Origin of the sequence: Nocardia colli (assembly GCF_008704205.1) — a bacterium.
Taxonomy (GTDB): domain Bacteria; phylum Actinomycetota; class Actinomycetes; order Mycobacteriales; family Mycobacteriaceae; genus Nocardia; species Nocardia colli.
Window position 1 is genome coordinate 1 of the sequence record NZ_VXLC01000014.1, and the last position, 24,370, is coordinate 24,370.

General features: G+C 67.7%; 22 protein-coding genes. 14 read left to right on the forward strand and 8 right to left on the reverse strand.

The window, feature by feature from the left end; genetic code table 11:
* Positions 1-996: 996 nt before the first annotated feature.
* The 5 genes from pgl to tkt are packed head-to-tail and all read right to left on the reverse strand — an operon-like array spanning position 997 to position 7,487.
* A complete protein-coding gene (pgl, locus tag F3087_RS24420; protein WP_150404373.1) occupies positions 997-1,746 on the reverse strand; it encodes a 6-phosphogluconolactonase in 750 nt (249 codons plus the stop codon).
* Positions 1,739-2,647 (reverse strand): glucose-6-phosphate dehydrogenase assembly protein OpcA, encoded by a 909-nt coding sequence (gene opcA / locus F3087_RS24425; RefSeq protein ID WP_191094123.1) that lies wholly within the window; start codon positions 2,645-2,647, stop codon positions 1,739-1,741. The genes pgl and opcA overlap by 8 nt, the downstream gene beginning before the upstream one ends.
* The gene (gene zwf / locus F3087_RS24430; protein ID WP_150404375.1) at positions 2,644-4,203 is read right to left on the reverse strand and encodes a glucose-6-phosphate dehydrogenase; all 1,560 of its coding nucleotides are present in this window, start codon (positions 4,201-4,203) and stop codon (positions 2,644-2,646) included. Before zwf ends, opcA begins: the two co-directional genes overlap by 4 nt.
* Before the next feature lie 5 nt (positions 4,204-4,208).
* Positions 4,209-5,339 (reverse strand): transaldolase, encoded by a 1,131-nt coding sequence (gene tal, locus F3087_RS24435; RefSeq protein ID WP_150404376.1) that lies wholly within the window; start codon positions 5,337-5,339, stop codon positions 4,209-4,211.
* A 6-nt stretch (positions 5,340-5,345) separates the two neighbouring features.
* Positions 5,346-7,487, reverse strand: a complete 2,142-nt coding sequence (gene tkt / locus F3087_RS24440; RefSeq protein ID WP_150404377.1) for a transketolase — start codon at positions 7,485-7,487, stop codon at positions 5,346-5,348.
* A gap of 434 nt (positions 7,488-7,921) precedes the next feature.
* On the opposite strand from tkt, the gene F3087_RS24445 reads away from it, so the two are divergent.
* Positions 7,922-8,908, forward strand: coding sequence for a heme o synthase (locus F3087_RS24445; RefSeq protein ID WP_191094124.1), 987 nt, complete (start codon positions 7,922-7,924; stop codon positions 8,906-8,908).
* A 152-nt stretch (positions 8,909-9,060) separates the two neighbouring features.
* On the opposite strand, the gene F3087_RS24450 is transcribed toward F3087_RS24445, so the two are convergent.
* On the reverse strand, positions 9,061-10,488 hold the full coding sequence (locus F3087_RS24450; protein ID WP_150404378.1) for an FAD-dependent monooxygenase: 1,428 nt from the start codon (positions 10,486-10,488) through the stop codon (positions 9,061-9,063).
* Between the two features lie 90 nt (positions 10,489-10,578).
* On the opposite strand from F3087_RS24450, the gene F3087_RS24455 reads away from it, so the two are divergent.
* A complete protein-coding gene (locus F3087_RS24455) occupies positions 10,579-11,175 on the forward strand; it encodes a TetR/AcrR family transcriptional regulator (RefSeq protein WP_150404825.1) in 597 nt (198 codons plus the stop codon).
* 169 nt (positions 11,176-11,344) lie between these two features.
* On the opposite strand, the gene F3087_RS24460 is transcribed toward F3087_RS24455, so the two are convergent.
* Positions 11,345-12,310, reverse strand: a complete 966-nt coding sequence (locus tag F3087_RS24460) for a quinone oxidoreductase family protein (protein WP_150404379.1) — start codon at positions 12,308-12,310, stop codon at positions 11,345-11,347.
* A 61-nt stretch (positions 12,311-12,371) separates the two neighbouring features.
* Here F3087_RS24460 and F3087_RS24465 point away from each other — a divergent pair, with 61 nt between their 5' ends.
* The 4 genes from F3087_RS24465 (at position 12,372) to F3087_RS24480 (ending at position 15,276) form a co-directional block, all read left to right on the forward strand.
* Positions 12,372-12,722, forward strand: a complete 351-nt coding sequence (locus F3087_RS24465) for a hypothetical protein (protein WP_150404380.1) — start codon at positions 12,372-12,374, stop codon at positions 12,720-12,722.
* A 3-nt stretch (positions 12,723-12,725) separates the two neighbouring features.
* The gene (locus tag F3087_RS24470) at positions 12,726-13,502 is read left to right on the forward strand and encodes a transporter substrate-binding domain-containing protein (RefSeq protein ID WP_150404381.1); all 777 of its coding nucleotides are present in this window, start codon (positions 12,726-12,728) and stop codon (positions 13,500-13,502) included.
* 97 nt (positions 13,503-13,599) lie between these two features.
* Positions 13,600-13,809: a hypothetical protein gene (locus F3087_RS24475; protein WP_223885307.1), complete on the forward strand. Its 210-nt coding sequence runs from the start codon at positions 13,600-13,602 to the stop codon at positions 13,807-13,809.
* A gap of 9 nt (positions 13,810-13,818) precedes the next feature.
* Positions 13,819-15,276: a flotillin family protein gene (locus tag F3087_RS24480; RefSeq protein WP_150404382.1), complete on the forward strand. Its 1,458-nt coding sequence runs from the start codon at positions 13,819-13,821 to the stop codon at positions 15,274-15,276.
* A gap of 50 nt (positions 15,277-15,326) precedes the next feature.
* On the opposite strand, the gene F3087_RS24485 is transcribed toward F3087_RS24480, so the two are convergent.
* Positions 15,327-16,238, reverse strand: a complete 912-nt coding sequence (locus F3087_RS24485; protein WP_191094125.1) for a 2-hydroxyacid dehydrogenase — start codon at positions 16,236-16,238, stop codon at positions 15,327-15,329.
* A 196-nt stretch (positions 16,239-16,434) separates the two neighbouring features.
* On the opposite strand from F3087_RS24485, the gene F3087_RS24490 reads away from it, so the two are divergent.
* Genes F3087_RS24490 through F3087_RS24525 form a run of 8 tightly spaced genes read left to right on the forward strand, consistent with a single transcriptional unit; the run spans position 16,435 to position 24,222 of the window.
* Positions 16,435-17,268 carry an MlaE family ABC transporter permease gene (locus F3087_RS24490; protein ID WP_150404383.1) on the forward strand — a complete coding sequence of 278 codons (834 nt, stop codon included), beginning with the start codon at positions 16,435-16,437 and terminating at the stop codon, positions 17,266-17,268.
* The gene (locus tag F3087_RS24495; protein WP_150404384.1) at positions 17,268-18,137 is read left to right on the forward strand and encodes an MlaE family ABC transporter permease; all 870 of its coding nucleotides are present in this window, start codon (positions 17,268-17,270) and stop codon (positions 18,135-18,137) included. The genes F3087_RS24490 and F3087_RS24495 overlap by 1 nt, the downstream gene beginning before the upstream one ends.
* A gap of 3 nt (positions 18,138-18,140) precedes the next feature.
* The gene (locus F3087_RS24500) at positions 18,141-19,169 is read left to right on the forward strand and encodes an MlaD family protein (protein ID WP_150404385.1); all 1,029 of its coding nucleotides are present in this window, start codon (positions 18,141-18,143) and stop codon (positions 19,167-19,169) included.
* Positions 19,166-20,173, forward strand: a complete 1,008-nt coding sequence (locus F3087_RS24505; RefSeq protein WP_150404386.1) for an MlaD family protein — start codon at positions 19,166-19,168, stop codon at positions 20,171-20,173. The genes F3087_RS24500 and F3087_RS24505 overlap by 4 nt, the downstream gene beginning before the upstream one ends.
* Positions 20,164-21,216, forward strand: a complete 1,053-nt coding sequence (locus tag F3087_RS24510) for an MlaD family protein (RefSeq protein WP_223885309.1) — start codon at positions 20,164-20,166, stop codon at positions 21,214-21,216. The genes F3087_RS24505 and F3087_RS24510 overlap by 10 nt, the downstream gene beginning before the upstream one ends.
* The gene (locus tag F3087_RS24515; protein ID WP_150404387.1) at positions 21,216-22,265 is read left to right on the forward strand and encodes an MCE family protein; all 1,050 of its coding nucleotides are present in this window, start codon (positions 21,216-21,218) and stop codon (positions 22,263-22,265) included. Before F3087_RS24510 ends, F3087_RS24515 begins: the two co-directional genes overlap by 1 nt.
* The gene (locus tag F3087_RS24520; RefSeq protein ID WP_150404388.1) at positions 22,262-23,281 is read left to right on the forward strand and encodes an MlaD family protein; all 1,020 of its coding nucleotides are present in this window, start codon (positions 22,262-22,264) and stop codon (positions 23,279-23,281) included. The genes F3087_RS24515 and F3087_RS24520 overlap by 4 nt, the downstream gene beginning before the upstream one ends.
* Positions 23,278-24,222 (forward strand): MlaD family protein, encoded by a 945-nt coding sequence (locus F3087_RS24525; RefSeq protein WP_150404389.1) that lies wholly within the window; start codon positions 23,278-23,280, stop codon positions 24,220-24,222. Before F3087_RS24520 ends, F3087_RS24525 begins: the two co-directional genes overlap by 4 nt.
* Positions 24,223-24,370 lie beyond the last annotated feature (148 nt).

The window sequence follows — 24,370 nt, forward strand, 5'->3', positions numbered from 1 at the left end:
CACTCGACCTTTGCCCCATCTATGTCCCGCTGGGCGAGCGGCGGTGCGCTGAGCGGGACTAGGCAGAGTGCATAGTCGGCGTTTGGCTCAGCCGTGTCCCGTTCGATGCGCGATGGCGCCCGGACCGGGACATGGCGGAGTGCCCACTCGGCATTCGCTACGGCCATGTCCCGCACGGCGCGCGGGGGTGCGCTGAGCGGGACTAGGCAGAGTGCATAGTCGACGTTTGGCTCAGCTGTGTCCCGTTGGGCGTGCGGTGGTGCGTCGAGTGGGACTAGGCAGAGCGACTACTCGGCGTTTGGCTCAACCCTGTCCCGTTTTGCGAGCAGTGACACCCGGACCGGGGCATGGTGGAGCACTTGCTCGACATTTGGCTCGGTCAGGTCCCGTTGACCGAATAGTGGCCTGGAGCGACGGGCGAGACCACTGGCGTGCGCCTCGTTGGTCATGGCCCGGTCGCGTATCCCTAATGCGGCCACGGCACTTGGCTTGGCTACCAGTCGAATTCGAGGCAACCCCCGCCATGTCCCGTTCGACGCACGTAACCCTAGGTCGGCGGTCCCGAGCGGGCACGACGGAGCCCTCACTCAACATTTGCCTCAACCATGTCCCGCTCGGCGCATAGTGGTGGTTCGAACGGGACACGGCGGAGCGTGTACTCGGCATTTGTCTCGACCATGGTCCGGTGGGCGAGCAGCGACCCGGAGCGACGGGCGGAACGGAACCATTGGCGTGCACGTCGTCGGCCGGATCTCGGCCGGCCACCCCCAACATATCGACGGCTCTTAGATCAGCGACCAGTCGACCCCCCGCCCGTCATGTCCCGTTCAGCGCACTTAACCTCTAGGTCAGCACCCCGAGCGGGACATGACGGAGCCCTCACTCGACTTTCGCCTCAACCTTGTCCCGCTCGGCGCGTTGTGATGAGGCGAGCGGGACGTGGTTGAGGGCCTTCTCGGCGTTTGGCTTCGCCATGTCCCGGTTGGCTGATGACGCTCAGTCCGGGAGTTGGAGGGCTGAGGCTGCGTCTTGGTCTAGGAGCCAGGTGGTGGATTCGAGGCCTACTGCGCCGGCGGAGGGGATGTCTACTGGGTCGGCGCCGGAGATGGCGGCGGCTACTGCGTCGGCTTTGGCTGCGCCGCCTACTACCAGGACTACGTGGCGGGTGCGGTGGATGGCGGGGAGGGTGAGGGTTACCCGGACCGGGGGTGGTTTGGGGGAGTTGGTTACGGCTACGACGAGGTCGTGGGTTTCGCGGACGGCGTCGGTGTCGGGGAACAGGGAGTTGATGTGTCCTTCGCCGCCCATGCCGAGGAGGTGGAGGTCGAAGGAGCCGTGCTCGGCGAGGTAGGCGTGCACGGCGGTGGAGTATTCGGCGGCGGCCTCGATGGGGTCGGGGTATTCGCCGTCGGAGGCCGCGACCGGATGGACGCGGGCCGGGTCCACGGGGACGTGGTCGAGCAGCGCCTCGCGGGCCTGCAGGTCGTTGCGTTCGGGGTCGGCTGCGGGAACGAAACGTTCGTCGCCCCAGAAGAAGTCGACGTTGGACCAGTCGATGTCGCCGGGGGATTTGCGAACCAGTTCGAGCAGGCCGATGCCGGTGCCGCCGCCGGTCAGGACGACCGACGCGGTGCCGCGCTCGGCTTGGGCGGCGACCACGACGTCGACGAAGCGGGTGGCCGCAGCGGCGATCAGGGATTCGGTATCGATGTGGACTTCGACGGTATCTTCAGCGGACTCACTCATAGGTCACCTTCTCGATTCCGGCGAGGGCCTCGGCGTAGATCTCGTCGGCGTCGAGTCGGCGCAGTTCCTCGGCGAGGCAGTCGCGAGTTTCCCGGCGGGCCAACGCGATTCGCTGATCGGGGTCACCGGTGCGGGTCAGGGTGGCGGTGCGCCCGGTCTGCGGTCGTTCGATGGTGACCGACACGGACGGGCGGTGGATCTCCACCCGCAGCGCGCCGGAACGGCGGATCACCGGGCAGTCGAGCCGGATGGCGAGCCAACCGGCCAGGGTGTCCAGCGCCGGTTCGTCGCGCAGCCCGGAGACCAGCACCGATTCGACCGGCTCGAAGGGCGGTTCGTCCAGCGCGGCGGCCAGCAGCGCCCGCCAGTAGGTGATCCGGCTCCAGGCCAGATCGGTGTCGCCGGCGGCGTAGGACTCGAGCCGCTTCTTGATCGCGGCCTGCGGGTCGGCGGCGAAGGTGGCGTCGGTGATGCGCCGAGTCGCCAAGCGCCCCACCGAATCCTTGGACGGGAACTCCGGGGCGCCGCGCGGCCACCAGGCCACCACGGGGGTGTCCGGCAGCAGGAACGGGATGACGACGCTGCTCTCGTGATTGATCAGCTCGCCTTGCAGCCGCAGCACGATCACCTCGGCCGCGCCTGCGTCACCGCCGACCCGGATCTGCGCGTCCAGCCGGGTTTCGGCCTCGCGGTCTCCGCGCGCCAAAACGACCACCCGGCAAGGGTGTTCGCGACTGGCATCGTTGGCGGCATCGATCGCGTCTTCGGCCTCGGAGCTGTCCAGCGTGCACACGACCAGGGTGAGCACCCGCATCATGGTGATCACGCCGTTGCTCTCGCGCAGCTGCACGATGCGCTTGGTGACCTCGCCGGTGGTGGTGTTCGGGATGTCGATGATCACGGCCGCCGCCATTCGCGCCCGGTGCGGGCGAGCATCTCGTCGGCCGAGGCCGGACCCCAGGTGCCCGCCTCGTACGGTTCGGGTTTACCTTCGGTTGCCCAGTGCTCGAGCACCGGATCCAGGATGCCCCAAGACAATTCGACCTCCGCGTTCACCGGGAACAGCGACGGCACCCCGAGTAGCACATCGAGGATCAGGCGCTCGTAGGCCTCGGGGGAGGACTCGGTGAACGCCTCGCCGTAGCTGAAATCCATGTTGACGTCGCGCACTTCCATGCTCGACCCCGGCACCTTCGACCCGAACCGGGTGGTGATGCCCTCGTCCGGCTGCACCCGGATGACCAGCGCGTTCTGCCCGAGATCCTCGGTCATGGTCTGGTCGAACGGCAGGTGCGGCGCGCGCTTGAACATCACCGCGATCTCGGTCACCCTGCGCCCCAGCCGTTTTCCGGTGCGCAGGTAGAACGGCACGCCGGCCCAGCGACGGGTGTCGACCTCCAGCGTGATCGCGGCGTAGGTCTCGGTGCGCGACTCGGGGTCGAAACCCTCCTCGTCGAGCAGGCCGACCACGTGCTCGCCGCCCTGCCAGCCCTCCGCGTACTGCCCGCGCGCGGTCGTCTCATCAAGCGGCTCAACGAGTTTCGTCGCCGAGAGCACCTTGATCTTCTCCGCCTGCAACTGCTTGGGCTGGAAGCTGATCGGCTCCTCCATCGCGGTGAGCGCGAGCAGCTGCAACAGGTGGTTCTGGATCACGTCGCGGGCGGCGCCGATGCCGTCGTAATAGCCTGCGCGCCCGCCCAATCCGATGTCCTCGGCCATGGTGATCTGCACGTGGTCGACGTAGTTGGCGTTCCAGATCGGGTCGTAGAGCTGGTTGGCGAAGCGCAGCGCCAGGATGTTCTGCACCGTCTCTTTGCCGAGGTAGTGGTCGATCCGGAAGACGGTCTCCTCCGGGAACACCCCGTTGACCAGCGCGTTGAGCTCCTGCGCGCTCTCCAGATCGTGCCCGAACGGCTTCTCGATCACCACTCGCCGCCACGGCTTGCGCCCGGCGGCGTCGGTGCTGCTCGGCTGCGCCAGCCCGTGTTCGGAGAGCTGGTTGAGCACCACCGGGAACATGTTCGGCGGAATCGACAGGTAGAAGGCGTGATTGCCGCCGGTGCCGCGCTCCTTGTCCAGCTTCGCCAGGGTGTCGGCGAGGGTGGCGAAGGCCTTGTCGTCGTCGAAACTGCCCTGCACGAACCGGATTCCCTCGGCCAGGTGGTCCCAGACCTCTTGGCGGAAGGGCGTGCGGGCGTGCGTCTTCACCGAGTCGAGCACGACTTTGGCGAAGTCTTCGTCGGCGTAGTCGCGCCGGGCGAAGCCGACCAGCGCGAAACCCGGGGGCAGCAGCCCCCGGTTCGCGAGGTCGTAGATGGCCGGCATCAGTTTCTTCCGGGACAGGTCACCGGTGACACCGAAGATCACCATGCTGCACGGGCCCGCGATGCGCGGCACCCGCTTGTCCCGCTCGTCACGCAGCGGGTTCTGCCAGGTCGGGTTCTTGGGGCCGGCCATCGTTGTCAGTTGTTCCCGGCCGCGGACAGCTCTTCGGTGGTCGCCTCGAGCAGCTCCGCCCAGGACTTCTCGAACTTGTCCACGCCTTCGGTCTCGAGCACCTGGAACACGTCGTCCAGGTCGATGCCGACGGCGGAGAGCTTGTCGAAGACCTCCTGCGACGCCGCCGCGGTGCCGCTGAGCGTGTCACCGCGGATCTCGGCGTGATCGGCGACCGCCTCCAGGGTCTTCTCCGGCAGCGTGTTCACCGTGTTCGCACCCACCAGCTCGGTGACGTACATGACGTCGGAGTACTCGGGGTTCTTCACGCCGGTCGAAGCCCACAGCGGCCGTTGACGATTCGCGCCCGCGGCACCGAGGTGGTTGTAGGTGGAGGTGTGCGCGCCGCCGTCGAACACGTCCTGGTATTCGGCATAGGCCAAGCGCGCGTTGGCGATTCCGGCCTGCCCGCGCAGCGCGAGCGCCTCGTCGGTGCCGATCGCCTCGAGCCGCTTGTCGATCTCGGTGTCCACCCGGGACACGAAGAACGAAGCGACGGAATGGATCTTGCCCAGGTCGTGGCCCGCGGTCTTGGCGCCGCGCAGGCCGTCGAGGTAGGCGCCCATCACCGCGCGGTAGCGCTTGACCGAGAAGATCAGCGTCACGTTCACGCTGATACCCTCGGCGATCGTCTTGGTGATCGCGGGCAGGCCCGCCTCGGTGGCCGGGATCTTGATGAACAGATTCGGCCGGTCGACCGTCTTCCACAGGTCGATCGCCTGCGCGAGGGTCTTGTCCGCGTCGAAGGCGAAGCGCGGGTCGACCTCGATGGAGACGCGGCCGTCGACCCCGTTGGACGCCTCGAAGACGTCGGCGAAGACATCACAGGCCGAGCGCACGTCGTCGGTGGTGATGATGCGGATCGCGGCGTCGGCGTCCGCGCCCTGGGCGGCAAGCTCTTTGAGCTGTCCGTCGTAGGCGTGGCCCTTACTGAGCGCACCCTGGAAGATCGTCGGGTTGGTGGTGACCCCGACGACGCTGCGGGTCTCGATCAGCTCGGCCAGGTTGCCGGACTGGATCCGGTCCCTGGACAGGTCGTCGAGCCATACGGACACACCGGCCGCGGACAGGGCGGCGGTATTCGCGTTCTGTGCCATGAGCGCTTATCCCTTCACGTTCTCGAGTGCGCGCTGCGCGGCGGCAACGACGTTGTCCGGAGTGAAGCCGAACTCGCGGAACAGAGTCTTGTAGTCGGCCGAGGCACCGAAGTGCTCGATCGAGACGGTCTCACCCGCGTCACCGACGAACCGGTGCCACGGCATCGCGATGCCGGCCTCGACGCTGACCCGGGCGCGGATCGCGGGCGGGAGCACCTCGTCCCGGTACGCCTGGTCCTGCGCGTCGAACCACTCCACACACGGCATCGAAACCACCCGGGTGCCGATGCCCTGCGCCTCCAGCGTAGTCCTGGCCTCGACCGCGAGCTGAAGCTCCGAACCGGTAGCGATGAGGATCACCTGCGCAGTGCCGGTGGAGGATTCGGCCAGGATGTAGCCGCCCTTGGCGACGCCCTCGTAGCTGGTGCCCTCCTGGATCGGCAGATCCTGGCGGGTCAGCGCGAGCGCCGACGGGCCGTCCTGGTGCGGCAGCTCGGAGACCGAGAAGTGCGAGGAGTGCTCGCTGCTGTCGCGTTCGAGGATGGTCCGCCACGCGTAGGTGGTCTCGTTGGCGTCGCCGGGGCGCACCACATTGAGGCCGGGGATGGCGCGCAGCGCGGCCAGGTGCTCGATCGGCTGATGCGTCGGGCCGTCCTCGCCGAGGCCGATGGAGTCGTGCGTCCACACGTAGATGGCGGGCACGCGCATCAGCGCGGCCAGGCGCACCGCGGGGCGCATGTAATCGCTGAACACCAGGAAGGTGCCGCCGTACGGGCGGGTCGGGCCGTGCAGGGCGATGCCGTTGAGGATCGCGCCCATCGCGTGCTCGCGCACACCGAAGTGCAGGGTGCGGCCGTACGGGTTGGCCTTCCACATGCCGGTGGAGATGGACTCGGGGCCGAAGCTGCCCTCGCCGGACATGGTGGTGTTGTTGGACTCGGCGAGGTCGGCCGAGCCGCCCCACAGTTCCGGCAGCACCGGCGCGAGCGCGGCGAGCACCTTGCCGGAGGCCTTGCGGGTGGCGACGCCCTTCGGGTCCGGGTCGTAGGTCGGCAGGCTGTCGGCCCAGCCCTTGGGCAGGTCGCGCTTGGCCAGCCGGTCGAAGAGGGTCTTGTTGTCCGGGTTGGCCTGCGCCCACGCATCGAACTGCTCCTGCCAGGCGGCGTGCGCCTGCTTGCCGCGCTCGACCGCCTTGCGGGTGTGCTCGATCACCGCGGCGTCGACCTCGAAGTTCTGCTCCGGATCGAAGCCGAGGATCTTCTTGGTGGCGGCCACCTCGTCCGCGCCCAGGGCGGCGCCGTGCGCGGCGCCGGTGTTCATCTTGGTGGGCGCCGGGTAGCCGATGATGGTGCGCAGCACGATGATCGACGGCTTGCCGGTCTCCGCCTTGGCCGCGGCCAGCGCCGACTCGATGGCGACGACGTCCTCGCCGCCCTCGACGATCTGGACGTGCCAGCCGTAGGCCTCGTAGCGCTTGGCCACGTCCTCGTCGAACGCGATGGTGGTGTCGTCCTCGATGGAGATCTTGTTGTCGTCGTAGATCAGCACGAGGTTGCCCAGCTGCTGGGTGCCGGCGAGCGAGGAGGCCTCGGAGGTGACGCCCTCCTCCATGTCACCGTCGGAGGCGATCACGTAGATGAAGTGATCGAACGGGCTGGCGCCCGGCGCGGCGTGCGGATCGAACAGGCCGCGCTCGCGGCGCGACGCCATCGCCATGCCGACCGCGGAGGCCAGACCCTGACCCAGCGGGCCGGTGGTGATCTCGACGCCGTCGGTGTGGCGGAACTCGGGGTGGCCCGGGGTGAGCGAGCCCCACTTGCGCAGGTTCTTCAGGTCCTCCAGCTCCAGGCCGAAACCGGCCAGGTACAGCTGGATGTACTGGGTGATGCTGGAGTGACCGCAGGACAGCACGAAGCGGTCCCGGCCGACCCAGCTCGGATCGCTCGGGTCGATCCGCATGGTGCGCTGGTAGAGCGAGTACGCCAGCGGCGCCAGGCTCATCGCGGTGCCCGGGTGCCCGTTTCCGGCGTTCTGTACCGCGTCCGCGGCGAGCACTCGGATCGTGTCGACGGCCTTGGTGTCCAGATCCGTCCAGTCGTCCGGGTGATTCGGCTGAGTGAGGGCGCGGATGTCGTCTGTGACTGACACGACCGAGGTTCTCCTGACATTGGTTTCGTCGACGGCGGCATTACTGGCGGCGATGAACGCACGGCAGCGGCGCGTGCAAGCCGGTGTGTACCCAACCACCCTAGATGTGCCCGCTCACGGGCACGAGGGGAACCCTGTGTTTATTGGCTGCGTCTGTCGGCCACGCGGACGCGGTCCGTTCGCGGGCCTGGAGGTCGCACGAGAACGAGGTCCGTTGCCCCGTGTGCTGGACCACATTTCGGATGTTGTTGCGTGGGGCTATGCGCGGAGCAGGGTCGGCGGGGGTCTACCATCCTCTGTAGTAGTAGCCGCGCCGCACGGCTGAAGGGGCGCCGAGGCGGGCGAAGGTCCAGCTCTCGCGCATCCAAGTCGGCGGGACCGAGCGCGCTGCTTGGTCCATGCCGGATGCGATGCACAGCGTGCGAGGAGAAACAGTGCGGATTGGGCAACAGCCGGGTGGCAATGACGCGCACGGCTCCGCTCCGACGGCGCTGGCCGACCGGTTCGCGGGTCCGGGCCTGCCGTCTCGACTGACCCGGCGGGTGCTCGCGTATATCGCGCTCACCAAGCCGCGGGTGATCGAGTTGCTGCTGGTGGCGACGATTCCGACGATGCTGCTCGCCGACCGCGGGCACATCGACATCCGCCTCATCCTGGTCACGCTGTTCGGCGGCTGGATGGGCGCGGCCAGCGCGAACACCCTGAACTGCGTCGCCGACGCCGACATCGACAAGGTGATGAAGCGGACCGCGAAGCGCCCGCTGGCCAGGGAGGCGGTGCCGACCTCGCACGCCTTCGTGTTCGGCGTGCTGCTCGGCCTGGCCTCGTTCGCCTGGCTGTGGTGGCAGGCGAACCTGCTCAGCGGCGTGCTCGTGGTCGCGACGATCCTGTTCTACGTCTTCGTCTACACCCTCGGCCTCAAGCGCCGCACCTCGCAGAACGTGGTGTGGGGCGGCGCGGCGGGCTGCATGCCCGCGCTGGTCGGCTGGTCCGCGGCGACCGGCGGCATCGGCTGGCCGGCCATCGCGCTGTTCGGCGTCATCTTCTTCTGGACGCCGCCGCACACCTGGGCGCTGGCCATGCGCTACAAGGAGGACTACCGCGCGGCCGGCGTGCCGATGCTGCCGGTGGTGGCGACCGAGCAGGTGGTAACCAAGCAGATCGTCATCTACACCTGGCTCACCGTGCTCACCACGCTCGCCCTGGTCCCGGCGACCGGTGTCGTGTACGCGGCCGTGGCGCTGGTGGCCGGAGCGTGGTTCCTGCTCATGGCACACCAGCTGTACTCCGGCGTGCGGCGTGGCGAGTCGGTGAAGCCCCTGCGGTTGTTCCTGCAGTCGAACAACTATCTCGCCGTGGTGTTCTGCGGCCTCGCAGTCGATTCCGTGCTCGGCTGGGACACCATCGGCACCTGGTTCTAAGCGCACAGATTCGGATCGCGCGCATCGATTCGCTTCGTGCGCAGGAATTTGTCAGCGAATTCGCGCGCGGCTGGATGAACCGTGCGCGGCCGGCAGAGGTTGGCGCGGGATCCGATCGGCGCGCAGGTCGAGGCGTGCGCGGCAGGCGGAGTTCAGGCGCGGTGGGCGACGTAGCCGTCGGGACGGATCCGGATGCGGGTACCGGGGCGGGCGGCATAGGCGGCGAACGCGTGGCCTTCGATGTCGATGACGTGCCGCTCGGATGCCGCTGCGCCGAGGCGGACTACTGTGTAAACCTGCACGCCCGGTTCGATCGGAAGTTCGGCGGTCTCGCCGAAGCACAGCACCGTCGCATGCGGACCGCGGAACAGGTCGAACAAGCGAATCGGGTTGCCCGCCATGTCTTTCAGTGGGGCGTCGGGAGCGCGATCACCGGCGACGAGCTCGCCACGGTCGGCCGGGTCTCGGTAGCTGATGTCGAGTTGCTGGGTTTCCGGGCCGCGTTCCATCGCGTCCTCGTCGCCGTCGACCAGTTTGTCGAGCAACGCGGAGCTGACGCCGAGCACGCGGGCGGCGACGGTCCTGCGCTCGGATTCGTAGCTGTCCAACAGTGATTCGTCGCCGTCCAGCGCGGCGGCCAGCTTCCAGCCGAGGTTGTAGGCGTCCTGGATGCCGGTGTTCATGCCCTGCCCGCCGGTCGGCGGATGCACGTGGGCGGCGTCGCCGGCCAGGAAGACGCGCCCGTCGCGGAAGCGTTCGGCCAGCCGGACATTCGGCCGCCAGACGGTGACCCAGGTCAGCTCGGTCAGCGTGAGATCGGTGCGGCCGCAATAGCGGTCGGCGTACTCCTGCAAGACGTCGAGGGTCGGCTCGGCGTCGCCGGTCAGCGGGGCGGCGAACTGGAACTGCCGCCCACCGGGCAAGGGGGACAAGGCGATTCCCTCCATCGGCCGATCGGCCCCGGCGAACCAGTAGCCGAACTCGTGATCGAGCACGTCGGCCCGGACATCGCCGAGCAGCATGCGCAGCGATTCGTCGGTGGTGCCCTCGAACGCGATGCCGAGCTGTTTGCGCACGGTGCTGCGCCCGCCGTCCGCGCCGACCAGATAGTCGACCCGGACGGTCTCCGCGGTCCCGTCGCGGGTCAGTGTCGCGGTGACGCCGGTCGCGTCCTGCTCGAAGCCGGCCAATGCGGTGCCGAGTTCGACCCGCACACCGAATTCCGCGAGCCGCTCGCGCAGGATCGCCTCGGTGCCGGACTGCCCGAGCAGCCACGGATTGGGGTAGGGGAGCGCGGGCGTCGGCGCGATCGGCTCCCACATCCGGCGCTCGCCGACGAACTCGCCGCCGAGGTAGGCCCGCATGATCGGCGTCGGAATGCCCGCGGCCAGCACCGCGTCCAGCACGCCGAGGTCGTCGAACACCTCCAGGGTGCGCGGCTGGATGCCGTCGCCGCGCGAGCCCGCGAAGAACTCGGTGGCCTGATCGATGACGCGTACCGGGACGTTCCGGCGGGCCAGATCGAGGGCGAGGGTGAGTCCGGTGGGGCCGGCGCCGGCGACGAGTACCTGGTTCCGCATGATTTCTCCTAGATGAACTGTCATTCAATGAATTCTGATTCAGTATTGGAGTTGGTACGTTCCCTGTCAAGGAGGTGGGTGCAGGTGTCGATGAGTCGCAAGGAGAAGTCGGCCGAGACCGAGCTCGCGCTGAAGGCGGCGGCCCTAAGGCTGTTCGCGGAACGTGGCTACCTGAACACCAAGATCGTCGACATCACGACCGCGGCCAATCGCGCGGCCGGGTCGTTCTACAACCATTTCGCCGGCAAGGAAGAACTACTCCAGGCGCTGCTGAACGACGTCGCGGCGGCGGGCGACGTGACCGCGGAGGGACCGGACCACAATCCGGACTTCACCGATCCAGCGGCGATCCGCTTCCACGTCGAGGGTTACTGGATCGCGGCGCGCCAGCACTGGGCGGTGTTCCGCTCGATCCAGCAGGCGGCGCTGGTCAACGATGAATTCGCCAGGCAGGCAGGACAGTTCGCGATCCAGCAGCGGCGGGATATCGCCGATCATCTGGATCAGTTCGGTCCACGTGGGCTCGCGTTGCCGACCACTCCTGATGCGAGCCTGGCGATGATGTTCCTGCTCACCACCAGCATGGTCCAGGCGGTCGAAGAGGGCACCGTCGAACTAACCGACAAGCAAGCGGTAGAAGCCTTGACCCGCTTCATCTACCGCGGACTGACCGGCCTCGACTACTAGCGCCGCGGCGGGGCGCTCCGGTATCGCCGCACGCCTTTTGACATCCGCACGCGTGTCAGTGCGGCGAGTTGTGGTGCGGGAAGTCAGAAGGCGTGCGGCGTCGGCTGAACCGCCTGAGTGTTCGCGACGCGGGTTGCAGCACGCGTCGAGAACACGCTCCTAGGTCAAGTCAGGGGATCAGGACGATCGAGCCGGTGGTTTTGCGTGCTTCGAGGTCGCGGTGGGCCTGTTCGGCTTCGGCGAGCGGGTAGGTTGCGCCGACCAGGATTCGTAGCGTGCCGTCCGCGATGGCGTTGAAGATATCGGTTGCGCGCCAGACCAATTCGTCCCGGTCGCGGGTGTAGAAGGCGAGGCTGGGGCGGGTGACGAACAGCGAGCCCGCGCCGTTGAGACGTTGCAGATCGAACGGGGGGACCGGGCCGCTGGCCGCGCCGAAGAGCGCGAGCATGCCGCGCACGCGCAGCGATGCCAGGCTGGCCTCGAAGGTGGCCGCGCCGACTCCGTCGTAGACCGCGGCGACCCCGACCCCGTCGGTGAGTGCGCGTACCTGGTCGGCGAGGTCGTCGTCGTAGCGCAGCACCTCGGCGGCGCCTGCCTCGCGGGACAGTTTTTCCTTCGCGTCCGAGGACACCGTGGTGATCACACGCGCACCGCGCGTCGCAGCGAGCTGGGTGAGGATCAGGCCGACGCCGCCCGCACCCGCGTGCACCAGGACGGACTCGCCGGGCTGCGGGGTGTAGATCGACTCGATCAGATAGTGCGCGGTCATGCCCTGCAGCAGCGCGGACGCGGCGACCGCGGGCTCGACGTCGTCGTGCACCTTGATCGCGACGGTCGCGTTCACCGCGACCCGCTCGGCGTAACTGCCCGGCCCCGCGGCCCACGCGACCCGGTCGCCGACGGCGAATTCGGTGACGTTCGCGCCGATCTCGGCGACCACCCCGCTCGCCTCGGAGCCGGGGATGTACGGCACCGCCTGCGGATAACGCCCGGTCCGGATGTAGGTGTCGATGTAGTTGATGCCGATCGCCTGCACGTCGACCAGCAGCTGGTCCGGGCCGATCTGCGGATCGGGCACCTCGACGTACTTCAGCACTTCGGGACCACCGTGTTCGGACACCTGGATCGCACGCATGAGATCTGTTCTACACCGACAGGTGCTGGACGGTTTCCTACTGGTCGGTAAACTTCCCTCCATGAGTGCTCATGCCGCCACGGCGCCAGTGAAGTTGTCGGGCGCCCTCGTGGAGTCCGTCAAGGGATTCGTCGCCGATCACGACGGTTCGGCCACCGCCGTGTTGCAGCCGGTCGGCCGGGCCGGGGTCCGGGTGACGCTGGTCGGCGCCGACGGCATCCTCGGCGACCGCGTCGTCGCCGACCTGGCGACCGCGAAGGAACTCGTCGCCACCGTCGACGGCCTGACCGAGGCCGACGAGTGGGACCGCGAGCTCACCTCGATCGTCACCCCGCGCAAGTCGCACTGGGCCAAGATGGCCGGCTGGGTAGCCCACCAGAAGCGGTTCCCCAAGGCGCGCAACGAGAGCTGAGCGATGCGCGGAACGCGACTGCTCGGCGCGCTGCTGCTGGCCGGGACAGTCCTTGTCGCACCGGCGATTCCGGCCGGCGCCGAGCCGAATGCCCTGCGCGTGTGCACGCCGGGGGACTATCCGCCGTATTCGGTCGCCGCGGGCGGATACCGGGGCGTGGACATCGATCTGGCCCGCGGATTCGCCGACGTGCTGCGGCGCCCGGTCGAATTCGTGCCGGTCACCTGGGCCACCCTGAAGACGGATTTCGCTGAGCAGCACTGCGATATCGCCGTCGGCGGCATCTCCGATTCGCCCGCCCGCCGCGCCTTCGCCGACTTCTCGATCACTTACGGCACCGACGGCAAGACGCCGATCACCCGGCGCGGCAACGACACCGACTTCTCGACGATCGAGCAGATCAACCGTCCCGAGGTGCGGGTGATCGCGAATCGCGGTGGCACCAACGAGGAGTTCGCCCGCAAGAACTTCCCGGACGCCCAGCTCACCCTCTGGCCGGAGAATCTCACCATCTTCGACGAGGTCGAACAGGGCCGCGCCGACGTCTTCGTCACCGACGGCGTCGAGGGCCGCTACCGCGTCCGCCGGCACCCCGGACTCCAGGTCCTGCACCCGGACAAGCCGTTCGACTCGTTCGGCAAGGTGCTGCTGATTCGCAAGGACGATCCGGTCCTGTCCACCGCGCTGAACGCCTGGCTGGCAACACAACTCGCCACCGGCGGCGTGGACCGCCTGTTCGACCAGTGGATCGGGCCGAACCCGACCGTCCCGGCCGGCTGAGGGGTCCGCTGCCCGTATGGTTTTTGTAAAGATGCTTGCGACAGGGGATTCGGCGGAGTCACCGTTAAGGGTTGAACCGTAGGGGTCGGAGGTGTCGGTGGCGACGGACGTGATCGGTAAGGTCGCGCGCGTAACCGCGGCGATTCGACCGGACCATCTCGGCGAGGTGGTGATCGAGGTGCGGGCGGGGACCGAACGATTCCTGGCGCGCGCGGCCGACGGGGAGACAACCATTCCGAAGCACACCCAGGTCCTCGTGATCGGGAGCCTGGGTGGTCGCACGGTCGAAGTCACTCCCTTGAAATGAAGGTGCATCATGGACGTCCAACTCTTGGTCGTCATCGGGATCGTCGTCGTTCTCATCCTGTTGGCTGTGCTGTTCCGCCTGTCCTGGCGCGTCGCGGAACCCGATGAGGCACTGATTATTTCGGGATTCCGAGCCGGGGAGGGTCCATCGGGGGTCGGCGAGAGCATGGGCTTCCGGATCGTCACCGGACGCGGCTGCTTCGTCATGCCCGGCCTGACCAAGGTGCGCTTCATCTCGCTGGAGGCGCACGAGAGTCAGATCCTGGTGCCGTGCGTGAGCCAGCAGAAGATCAACCTGCAATTGGGCGGCGTGGTGGTCTACAAGATCGGCGACGACTACCGCTCCATCGCCAATGCCGCCCGCCGCTTTCTGGATCGGCCCGCCGAGGAGCTGGAAACCAAGGTGCAGAACGTGTTTGTCGGACACCTGCGGGCGATCGCGGGTTCGATGACCGTCGAGGACATGATCAGCGATCAGGACAAGTTCTCCGAGCAGGTGCGTGATCGCTGCTCGCAGGAGATGGAATCCTTCGGCCTGGTGATCGACAGTTTCCAGATCCAGTCGATCGCCAGCGGTTCGAATTACATTGCCAACCTTGCCATTCCGCATCAGGCGGCGGTCGAGCAGCAGGCGCGGATCGCGCGGGCCAATGCCGACCGGGAGGCGATCGAGCAGGAGCAGGCGGCGCAGCGGCAGATCGCGCTCGCCATGCGCGACACCCAGATCAAGAAGGCGGAGTATCAGGCCGAGATCGACAGCGCCAGTCAGGAAGCCGCACAACAGGGTCCGCTCGCCGAGGCCACCGCGCGGCAGGCGGTGGTCGAGGTGGCGACGAAGGTCTCCCAGCTCGAGGCGCAGCAGATGGAACAGCAGTTGCAGGTGGACGTGCGCAAGCCCGCGGACGCGGAGGCCTACCGGCAGACCACCCTCGCGACCGCCAGCCGCGACGCTCGGATCAGTCAGGCCGAGGCCGACGCCCAGGAGACCCGGTTGCGCGCGGAAGCCGCTGCGGCACAGACGAAGATGCAGGCGCTGGCCGAGGCGGAATCGATCAAGCTGCGCGCGGCGGCGCAGGCGGACGCGACCCGGCTGGCCGGTCAGGCGGAGGCGGACGCGATCAAGGCCCGCGGCTTGGCCGAAGCCGACGCGGTCCGTGCGCACATGGAAGCGGAGGCGGCCGGCATCCAGTTGCGGTCCGAGGCGATGAGTCAGAACCAGGAGGCGGTGATCGCCCAGCAGATCGCCGAGAAGCTGCCGCAGATCGTCGCCGCGGCCGCGGCGCCGTTCGAACACATCGACAAGTTCACCGTGCTCAACGGCGCCCAAGGGGTGACCTCGGCGCTGGCCGAGATCATTCAGCAGGCGGGCGCGCTCACCTCGATGGCGCGCGAATCATTGCTCCCGGCAATGACTTCCGGCGTCAAGCCGGCGGAGAACGGCCACGCCGGCGCGGAGCTGTCGAAGTGAATCAGCGCCATCGCGCCGCATAGTATTGCCCGAAGCCTGGTGTGCGGCGCTCAATATTCGCCGCGCACCAGGTTTTTCGGCTCCTCCCCAGACAGGAAGCGGATGATCTCCGCGCGGACAACGGCATAACCGCGTTCGAAACTGCCGGTGCTGTTGCCGCCGACATGCGGGGTGAGTACCAGGTTCGGGGCGGTCCACAGCGGATGACCCGGCGGGAGCGGTTCGGGGTCGGTGACGTCCAGCGCGGCCCGCAGGCGACCGGACAATAGTTCGGCCACCAAGGCGTCGGTGTCGACGATCGGACCGCGCGCGATATTGACCAGAATGGCGTGGTCGTCCATCGCGGCGAGGAACGCGGCGTCGACCATGCCGACGGTGCGCGAGGTGACCGGGACAGTCAGCACGACGACGTCGTGCCCGGGGATAAGACCGGGAAGTTCGTCGACGCCGTGCACCCCGTCGCGGGCCCGGCCGCCGACCAGGGTCACCGCGGTGTCGAAGCCGCTCAGCCTGCGCACCAGTTCGGCGGTCAGATCGCCCGCCCCGACGATCAGGATCCGCTTGCCGACCAGCGTCTCGGTCTGATGGAAGTCCCAGTGCTGTGCGCGTTTGGCGTCGGTGAAGGGGCCGAGGTCGCGGTAAATGTGCAGCAACGCGGCCATCACCCACTCGGCCGAACTGCCGCCGTGCGCACCGCGTCCGGTGGAAAGCCGCACGCCGTCGGGCAACTGACTGATCCAGCCCTCGGCGCCCGCGGTCATCGTCTGCACCAGTCGCAGCTTGGTCAGCCGGGACAGGTCGACCGTGTCGGCCCTGGACAGAAACTTCGGTACCAGCACCTCCGCGTGCTCCGCGCCGTCCGGCAGCGCTTCGCCTGCGTGGTAGCGCAATAGCTGGACGCCGTCGATTCCGGACAGCGCCGTCATGCCGTAGTCGTCCGGCACCAGAACAATGACCGCCATGCCCGCCAGGTTAGCGGCCGCGGCACCGGCCGCGCAGCCTTCCGTCCGGACATTTTCCGGCCGCTCGGGCCGTGGGAACGCATTTGTCCGCAACTGTCTCAGTCGGTGAGCGGATTGCGCCGAAACGACCGCAGAGTGACATATCAGTCGGTTAAATTGTGCCTCGCCGGGGGGAGCCGGTGGAATCGAGGTCGCAGTGGTCGTAGACAGGGTCGCTCGGGTGTCCGAGCCGCTGGTGCGGTGGGGATTCGATCTGGTGTTGAAGAGTCTGCGGACCTTCGGCCGGACGTTACAGCTCGCGGCCGCCGCGTTCAGCTTTCTGGTCGGCGACGTCATCAAACTGCGGCATCCGTGGCGCGACACCCTCCAGCAGGGCTGGTTCATCGTCAGCGTCACCGCGATTCCCGCTGTGCTGGTGGCGATTCCGTTCGGCGTGATCGTCTCGGTCCAGGTCGGCAGCCTGACCCAGCAGGTCGGCGCCACCTCGGTGGCCGGCGCGGCGGGCGGGCTCGGCGTCATCCGGCAGGGCGCGCCGATGGTGACCGCGCTGCTGCTCGGCGGCGCGGCCGGCTCGGCGATCGCCTCGGATCTCGGCGCGCGCACGATCCGCGAGGAAGTAGATGCGTTGCGCACCATGGGAATCGACCCGGTGCGGCGTCTGGTCGCGCCGCGGCTGGCGGCGATGATCGTGTTGACGCCGCTGCTGTGCCTGCTGGTCATCTTCATGGGCGTGTTCACCGGTTACGTGGTGGCGGTGGGCTTCCAGGGGGTGACGCCGGGCAGCTACCTGTCCTCGTTCGCGGCCTTCGCGACCATGGCCGACCTCGCGGTGGCGATCGCCAAGTCGGTCGTGTTCGGGGTGATCGTGCTGATCGTCGCCTGCCAGCGCGGGCTGGAGGCGACGCACGGGCCGAAGGGCGTCGCGAACGCGGTGAACGCGGCCGTGGTGATCGGGGTGATCGCCGCGTTCGGCGTGAATCTCGTGATCACCCAGCTGGTTTCGATGTTCCTGCCGCAGAAGGTGGGCTGATGACGGAGATTCCCGCCCAGTATCGGCCGTTCGGCCGGGCCGGCCGCCTCGTCGAGCGCGGCGCCCGCGGACCGCTGACCCTGTTCGAATCGCTGGGCCATCAACTGACTTTCGTGATCCAGGTGCTCGCTGCGGTGCCGCACACGCTGCGCGCCTACCGGCGCCAGACCATGCTGATCCTCACCGACATCACCTGGGGCAGCGGCAATATCATCGTCGGCGGCGGCACGGTGGCGGTGCTCGTGTTCCTCGGCGTCGCGGTCGGCGGCTCGATCGGCGTGGAGGGCTTCACCGCGCTGAACATGGTCGGCATGGGTCCGCTGACCGGATTCGTCTCCGCCTACGCGAACACCAGGGAGATGGCGCCGATGGTCGCCGCGATCGGTTTCGCGGCGCAGGCGGGCTGCCGGATGACCGCGGAGATCGGCGCGATGCGCATCTCCGAGGAGATCGACGCGCTGGAAGCCATTGGCATCCGGCCGGTTCCGTTCGTGGTGACCACCAGGGTGATCGCCGGCATGATCACCATCGTCCCGCTCTATCTGCTGACGTTGATCCTCAGCTACCTGTCCTGCGCGGTGGTGGTCAACGTGCTGCACGGCCAGTCCTCGGGCACCTACTACCACTATTTCGACGCCTTCCTGCAACCCGGCGACGTGATCGCGTCGCTGATCAAGGCGACCGTCTTCGTGGTGATGATCATCCTGATCCATGGCTACCAAGGGTTTTACGCGACCGGCGGGCCCGAGGGGGTCGGCCGCGCATCGGGGCGGGCCATCCGCGCCAGCCTGGTGCTCGTGGTGATCGCGGACATGATCATGACGATCGTCTTCTGGGGTCTCGATGTCGGAATCAAGATTTCGGGGTGACGCGTGCCGATATTCGTTGATCATTCAGGACGCACCGCCGGGCGGTGGATGCTGCGGCTGCGCGGGCTGGTCGTCGCGGCCGTCATCCTGGTGGTGGCCGTGTTCACCACGCAGTACGCGCAGGGGAAGTTCGCCGACAAGTTCACCCTGACCATCGATGCGGCCACCCTCGGCGAGGGGCTGGCGCCGGGCGCGGAGGTGAAGTTCCGCGGCTTCGGCATCGGCACCGTGCGCAAGGTCCAGACCGTCGACTACGGGCATCAGCGCATCGAGCTGGCGCTGGATCGCGGCCAGGCCGCCGCGCTGACCGACGACGTGTCGGCGCGGTTCACCTCTTCGAACATCTTCGGTTCCAGCGCAATCGAATTGGTGAACACCGGCCACGGCGGGCGGCTGCCGGAGAACACCACGCTGTTCATCGGCGCCAACGCGAGCAACGCGACCGTGTCCAGTGTGTTCCGCCGGGCAGCGCGGCTGACCCAGGTGCTCGATTCCGACACCGTGCGGGCGCTGTTCGATCTGCTGCTGGACAACACCGCCTCGCTCGGTCCCGCGGTGCAGTCGTTCTTCGCCACCGCCAGGGTGCTCGCCATGAATCAGCGTGCGCCGCTGGCGCATTACCTGGATATCGGCGCCGACGTCAGCACAGGCGTCGCGCAGACGACACCGCCGGTGGTCGACGTGATCCTCGGCGTGCTCGACAACAGCGAGTACTTCGGTTCGGCCGAGAACCGGGAGCGGACAAAGCATTCACTGTCCACCTTGGATACCGCGCTGCTGCTGCCGGTCACCGATCTCTTGCGCCGGGACAACCCCGATCTCGCCGCGATCCTCGGCGGCGTCCTGGATCTGGTGGTGCCGATCAGCGCGTCCATCGGCACCGTCGCGCCCGCGTACAACCGGCTGCCCGCCTTGCTCGCCCGGATCGACAGCGCCTTTCCGGTGGTGGACGGCCGGGTGCAGCTCCAGCTCGAGGTGATCGTGAAAAACATGCCCTATCTGGCGGATTCGATCATCGGGGTGCCGCGATGAACAGTGTGACCGGCGCGGCCGTCAAGCTCGGCATCTTCGTCGCGATCGTCGCGGTGTGCTCGGCCTTCATTGTGGCCGCGCTGAATACCCCGGTGCCGGAGGATAAGGTCTCCTATGACGCTGTCTTCACCGATATTTCGGGGCTCTACGCCGGGGATGTGGTGCGGATGTCCGGCGTTGCGGTCGGGAAGGTCGACGAGGTCGCGTTGGACGGCGCTCGCGCCCGGGTGCGGTTCACCGTGGACCGGCAGCGTCCGGTGTTCGACAACACCGAAGCCGCTGTGCGATACCAGGATCTGATCGGCCAGCGCTACATCGAGCTGATGACCCCGAAGACCGGCGGGGTGCGGCTCGGCGCCGGCGCCACCATTCCGGTGGAGCGCACCATCCCGAGCTTCGATGTGTCCAAGCTGTTCAACGGTTTCAAGCCGCTGTTCGAGACCTTGGACACCGCGCAGCTCAACCAGTTCGGCACCAATATCCTGCGGGTGTTGCAGGGCGACGGCAGCGGCATCGGGCCCGCGCTCGCCGACTTGGATCAGCTCACCAAGCACGCCAAGAGCAGCGAGGCGGTGGTCGTGCTGCTGATCCACAACCTGGGGGAGATCTCCCGCTCGATCAGCGGAAAGTCTGCGGCGGTCGGCGATCTGGTCAAACAGCTGAACGGCGTGCTGAGCGCGTTCGGCAGCCGGACCGCGACGATCATCACCGCCATCGAACAGGCCAACCGCACGCTGGTGCCGCTCATCCCGCTGCTCGAGGAACTACAAGGGGCCTACGACCAGAGCTACCTGCCGCTGGACGGTTTGCTGCGCAGGCTGTTGCCGCAGACCGATCAGCTGGTCGAAATCCTCTCGCTGGTGCCGTCAGTGCTCACCGGGCTCAATCAGAACATCCCGGCGAGCGGCGAGGCGAAGACATATTCCTGCGCGGGTGGCGAACTCGGGCTACCCGGCATCGGCACCGTCGTGCTGGGCAATCAGAAGCTGGTGGTATGCAGATGACCGGTGCGGCAAGGCAACTGGCCGGGCTCCCGTTCCGGCTGTTCGGCGAGCTGAAACAGCTACGCAGCGAGAAGTCGGAATCCTGGTCCCAATTGCGCTGGGGCATCGCCGGAGTGCTGGTGAGCGTGCTCGCTCTGCTGGCCGCCGCGGTGCTCTATGTGGTGCCGTTCGGCGAGCAGTCCTACACGGCGGACTTCCGCAGTTCCGGCGGCGCCCGCACCGGCGACGAGGTGCGGATCGCGGGAATCAAAGTGGGACAGGTCCGTTCGGTGGAGCTGGTGGGCGACCACGTCGAGGTGCGCTTCGGCGTGGACCGCGAGGTGCACGTCGGCGACGCCTCGGCGGTGGCGGTGAAGATGCTGACCCCGATCGGCGGGCACTACCTGTCGCTGGCTCCGCAGGGGGAGTCAGCGCTGGGCGGCAAGCACATTCCGCCGGAACGGACCGCCACGCCGTTCGAGCTGACCGACATCATCGACGTCGCCACCCCGGTGCTGAACCAGGTCGACGGCACCACCTTGCGCAGCACCATCGCCGAGGTGAACGCCGCGCTGGCCGGTCAGCCGGACGCGGTGCGCTCGATCATCGGCAACTTCAACGACCTGACCGGCGTGCTGGCCGACCGGTCGAAGCAGCTGGACTCGGCGGTGCGGGTGTCCGACGAATACATCGGCGCGATCGCCACCGATCGGGCGGTGCTCGCCGACTTCGTGCGGGAGCTCGGCGTCGTCGCGGTGGTGCTCGGGCAGCGCAAGGGCGAGGTCGTCCAGGTCTTCGAGCTGTTGAAGCGGTTCTTCGCGGTGCTGCATCGGCCGGTGCTGGCCTACGGCGATTCGATCGAGCCGTCCGTCGCCGAGTTCGAGGCGCTGTTCAACAAACTCGTGCAGGATCCCGGCCGGCTCGACTCGGTGATCGCGGGGATCAAGGACTTCATCGGGAAGATCTCGGCCATGCTCGGCGCGGACGGGGTGACGATCGACCAGTCCGCCAGCGTGATTCGTGGTCCGGCGCTGTGCATTCCGTACGAGGGGAGGACGTGCTGATGCGGATATGGGGCAGAACGGGTTTGGTCATCGCCGCCGTAGTCGTCACAGTCGCGGTGGTGGTCGGGGTGAGCGGCGCGACCTGGATGGACCGGGTGCAGCCGGCGAAGCAGACCATGTGCGCCGAATTCACCGACACCGTCGGGCTTTACGAGGGCAACACGGTCACCATGCTCGGCGTGGAGATCGGCACCGTCTCCGGCATCGAGGCACTCGGCGACCGGATGAAGGTGACGATGACGATCGACGGCGGGCGCGACCTGCCCGCCGACATCAAAGCGGTGACCATGTCGAGCTCGATCGTCACCGACCGGCACGTCGAGCTGACCAAGACCTACACCGGTGGACCGAAATTCGATACCGCGCACTGCATTCCGCTGGAGCGGACCAAGACGCCGGTCGGTATCAGCGAGGCCCTCGATGCGCTCGGCAAGCTCTCCGGCGACCTGCTCGGCGGGCAGCAGTCGCCGACGCCGGGTGCGCCCTCGGACACCCTGCTCGACCAGACGATCACCGGCGCGGTCCGATCCCTGGACGGCACCGGGCCGCAGTGGAACGCCTTGCTGCAACGCCTGTCTCAGGTCGTCGGCGATCCAGCGGACCGGGATGTGGTGATCCGCAGGCTCGTCGACAACCTCGATCAGCTCACCACCATGTTCATCACCAACTGGCCGGATATGCAGGCGCTGCTGGACAATCTGAAGAACGGCGTCCAACTGGTCGACGGCTTCTCCGCGGAACTGTCCAGGGCGGTCGATCTCGCGCTGCAATTCCTGCCGGTGATCGCGCGCAATGTCGGCAAGTACGACCAGCAGTCCTACGAGTTCCTGGACCGGATCGTGCCGGAGGTGCACCGGTACGCGGTGCTGGCGGGCAGCATCGTCGACCTGCTGGTGCAGTTGCCGCCGCTGGCGGATCGGCTGACCCAGGTGTTCGACCCGGCGACGGGCGCGGTGCGGGTGAATTACCTTCCGCCGCACTATGAATCGGCGGACGGCAGTCAGCCGGGTCTGGTGCGGGTGATCCTCGGATCGTTGGGGGCGCCGTGAAGCGACTGATACCCGCGCTCGGCGCGGTGCTGCTGCTGTTGACCGGGTGTGGGCTGCGCGCGACCGACGTGCCGATCCCCGGAACGTATCTGGCCGGGGACACCTTCTCGATCCGGATCGAATTCGGTTCGGTGCTGAACCTGCCGGACCGGGCAAAGGTGATCTCCGAGGGCGTCGAGGTCGGCATGCTCGACCGGATCGAGCTGATCGGCGATACCGCCGTCGCCACCGTCGACCTGAAATCCGATGTGCAACTGCCGAAGTCGGCCACCGCGGAACTGCGGCAGAGCACCGTCCTCGGGGACATCCACATCGCGTTGCAGGCGCCGCCGAACGCCGGCCCGCCGTTCCTGGTGAACGGCGACGTCATCCCGCGCTCGCGCACGGTGCCCGCCGCGAATGTGGAAGACATCCTGCGGGCGCTGTCGAACATCGTCACCGGCGGGCGTTTCGGGGAAATGCAGGAGCTGGTCTCGAGCGTCAACGCCTCGTTCCCGACCGATCCGGCGGACCTGTCGCGCATCCTGGCCGGCGGCAAGAACGCGCTGCACGACCTGGCCACGCACGGCGCGGAGATCGATCGGATCCTGGCCGCCGCGGCCAGCGTGACGACCACCCTCGAGGCAAACAAGGACAACGTCGATCGCACGCTCACCCTCGGGCCGAGCCGGGCCGCCGGCCTGTCCGACGTGCTGTTCGGGCTGGTCCAGCTGATCATCGACGGCGGCGAATTGGCCAGGTACGTAGGCGATCTCGCGCTGCCGCTCCGCGGCGATCTGCACGACGTGATCAGCATCCTCGCGCCCGCGGCGCTCACCATCGCGAGCGCCGACACCACGGTGCCGATGAACGTCGACGCGATGAACAAGTTGTTGCGCGACAAGCTGATCCCGTTCTTCAGTGCGCCGCCGAACATTCGGGTGCAGCGGGTCAGCGCGGACGCGGTCGCCGCCGACGCGTCGGCCCGCTCGGACCAGATGATCCAGGTGCTGCGCTCGATTGGAATGGTCCGATGAAGCTCTCCGGTCCGGTCTCGCTGGCCCTGCTGCTCGTCATGACCGTGGTCTGCGCCGCGTACATGGCCGTCGGCGTGCTCGACATCGATCCGCGGCGCACGACGAATACCGTGACGGTGCTGATGGATACGTCCGGCGGGCTGATGCAGACCTCCCAGGTCGACCTGCGCGGCATGCGGATCGGGAAGGTGCGCGCGATCACCGCCACCGGCACCGGGCTCGCGGTGCGGATCGAGCTGGACGCGAAGTACCGGGTGCCGATCGGCAGCGAGGTGCACGTCAGCAACCTGTCCGCAGCGGGCGAGCAGTTCATGGACTTCCGCCCGACCGGCCTGGCCGGCCCGTATCTCGGCGACGGCAGCGTGATCCCCGCGCATCAGGTGCGCATCGCGACGACGGTCAGCGAGGCGCTGGCCAAGCTGGACGTGCTGAACGCGCAGATCGATCCGGCGAAGATCGAACAGCTCGCGACCATCCTGTCCCAGGGGTACGCCGGTCGGGAGAGGGAGATCGCCAACCTGACCCGGGCGCTGACCATGACGGCGCAGATGCTGCACGACAAGCGCGACGAGATCACCCGGCTGTATGTGAACGGGCAGGACCTCGCCGAGAACTTCGACGGGTACGGGCCGGTGATCGGCGGCTGGGCCGGCGATTTCACCTCGGTGCTGCCCGAGGTGGTGCACCTGATCATGGGCTTCCAGGGTTATTCCTATGCGGGCGAGCACATCTGGGACGAGCCGCTCGGACCGCTGGTGCAGAAGATCGACCAGTACCTCGCGGTGCTCGGGCCCGATCTCGCGCACATCGCCACCGCGTTGAAGCCGTCCACCAGTGTGCTGAAACCCGTTCGGGTGGACGCGGGTTCGATCATCGACCTGCTGTCGGCGACCTTCCCGGAAGACGGCACCGCCCGAATCACGCTCGACGTTCCGAAATAGAGAGTTGAGGACCGCATGACCACGAACGAGCCCGCCGACGCGACCGAAACCGGCACGGAACCAACGTCGCTCACTGCCTCGGCACCCGAAACTGGGGCCGCTGCGGCGTCCGAGGCCGGTGCAACCTCGCCCCGCGTGGCCGCTACCC

Coding starts and splice junctions, on each gene's coding strand:
- F3087_RS24465 (WP_150404380.1), top strand. CDS start 12,372: ATGAGTGCTCATGCCGCCACGGCGCCAGTGAAGTTGTCGGGCGCCCTC.
- F3087_RS24505 (WP_150404386.1), top strand. CDS start 19,166: ATGAACAGTGTGACCGGCGCGGCCGTCAAGCTCGGCATCTTCGTCGCG.
- F3087_RS24485 (WP_191094125.1), bottom strand. CDS start 16,238: ATGGCGGTCATTGTTCTGGTGCCGGACGACTACGGCATGACGGCGCTG.
- pgl (WP_150404373.1), bottom strand. CDS start 1,746: ATGAGTGAGTCCGCTGAAGATACCGTCGAAGTCCACATCGATACCGAA.
- F3087_RS24480 (WP_150404382.1), top strand. CDS start 13,819: ATGGACGTCCAACTCTTGGTCGTCATCGGGATCGTCGTCGTTCTCATC.
- zwf (WP_150404375.1), bottom strand. CDS start 4,203: ATGGCCGGCCCCAAGAACCCGACCTGGCAGAACCCGCTGCGTGACGAG.
- F3087_RS24510 (WP_223885309.1), top strand. CDS start 20,164: ATGCAGATGACCGGTGCGGCAAGGCAACTGGCCGGGCTCCCGTTCCGG.
- tal (WP_150404376.1), bottom strand. CDS start 5,339: ATGGCACAGAACGCGAATACCGCCGCCCTGTCCGCGGCCGGTGTGTCC.
- F3087_RS24455 (WP_150404825.1), top strand. CDS start 10,579: ATGAGTCGCAAGGAGAAGTCGGCCGAGACCGAGCTCGCGCTGAAGGCG.
- F3087_RS24470 (WP_150404381.1), top strand. CDS start 12,726: ATGCGCGGAACGCGACTGCTCGGCGCGCTGCTGCTGGCCGGGACAGTC.
- F3087_RS24495 (WP_150404384.1), top strand. CDS start 17,268: ATGACGGAGATTCCCGCCCAGTATCGGCCGTTCGGCCGGGCCGGCCGC.
- F3087_RS24460 (WP_150404379.1), bottom strand. CDS start 12,310: ATGCGTGCGATCCAGGTGTCCGAACACGGTGGTCCCGAAGTGCTGAAG.
- F3087_RS24515 (WP_150404387.1), top strand. CDS start 21,216: ATGCGGATATGGGGCAGAACGGGTTTGGTCATCGCCGCCGTAGTCGTC.
- F3087_RS24450 (WP_150404378.1), bottom strand. CDS start 10,488: ATGCGGAACCAGGTACTCGTCGCCGGCGCCGGCCCCACCGGACTCACC.
- F3087_RS24525 (WP_150404389.1), top strand. CDS start 23,278: ATGAAGCTCTCCGGTCCGGTCTCGCTGGCCCTGCTGCTCGTCATGACC.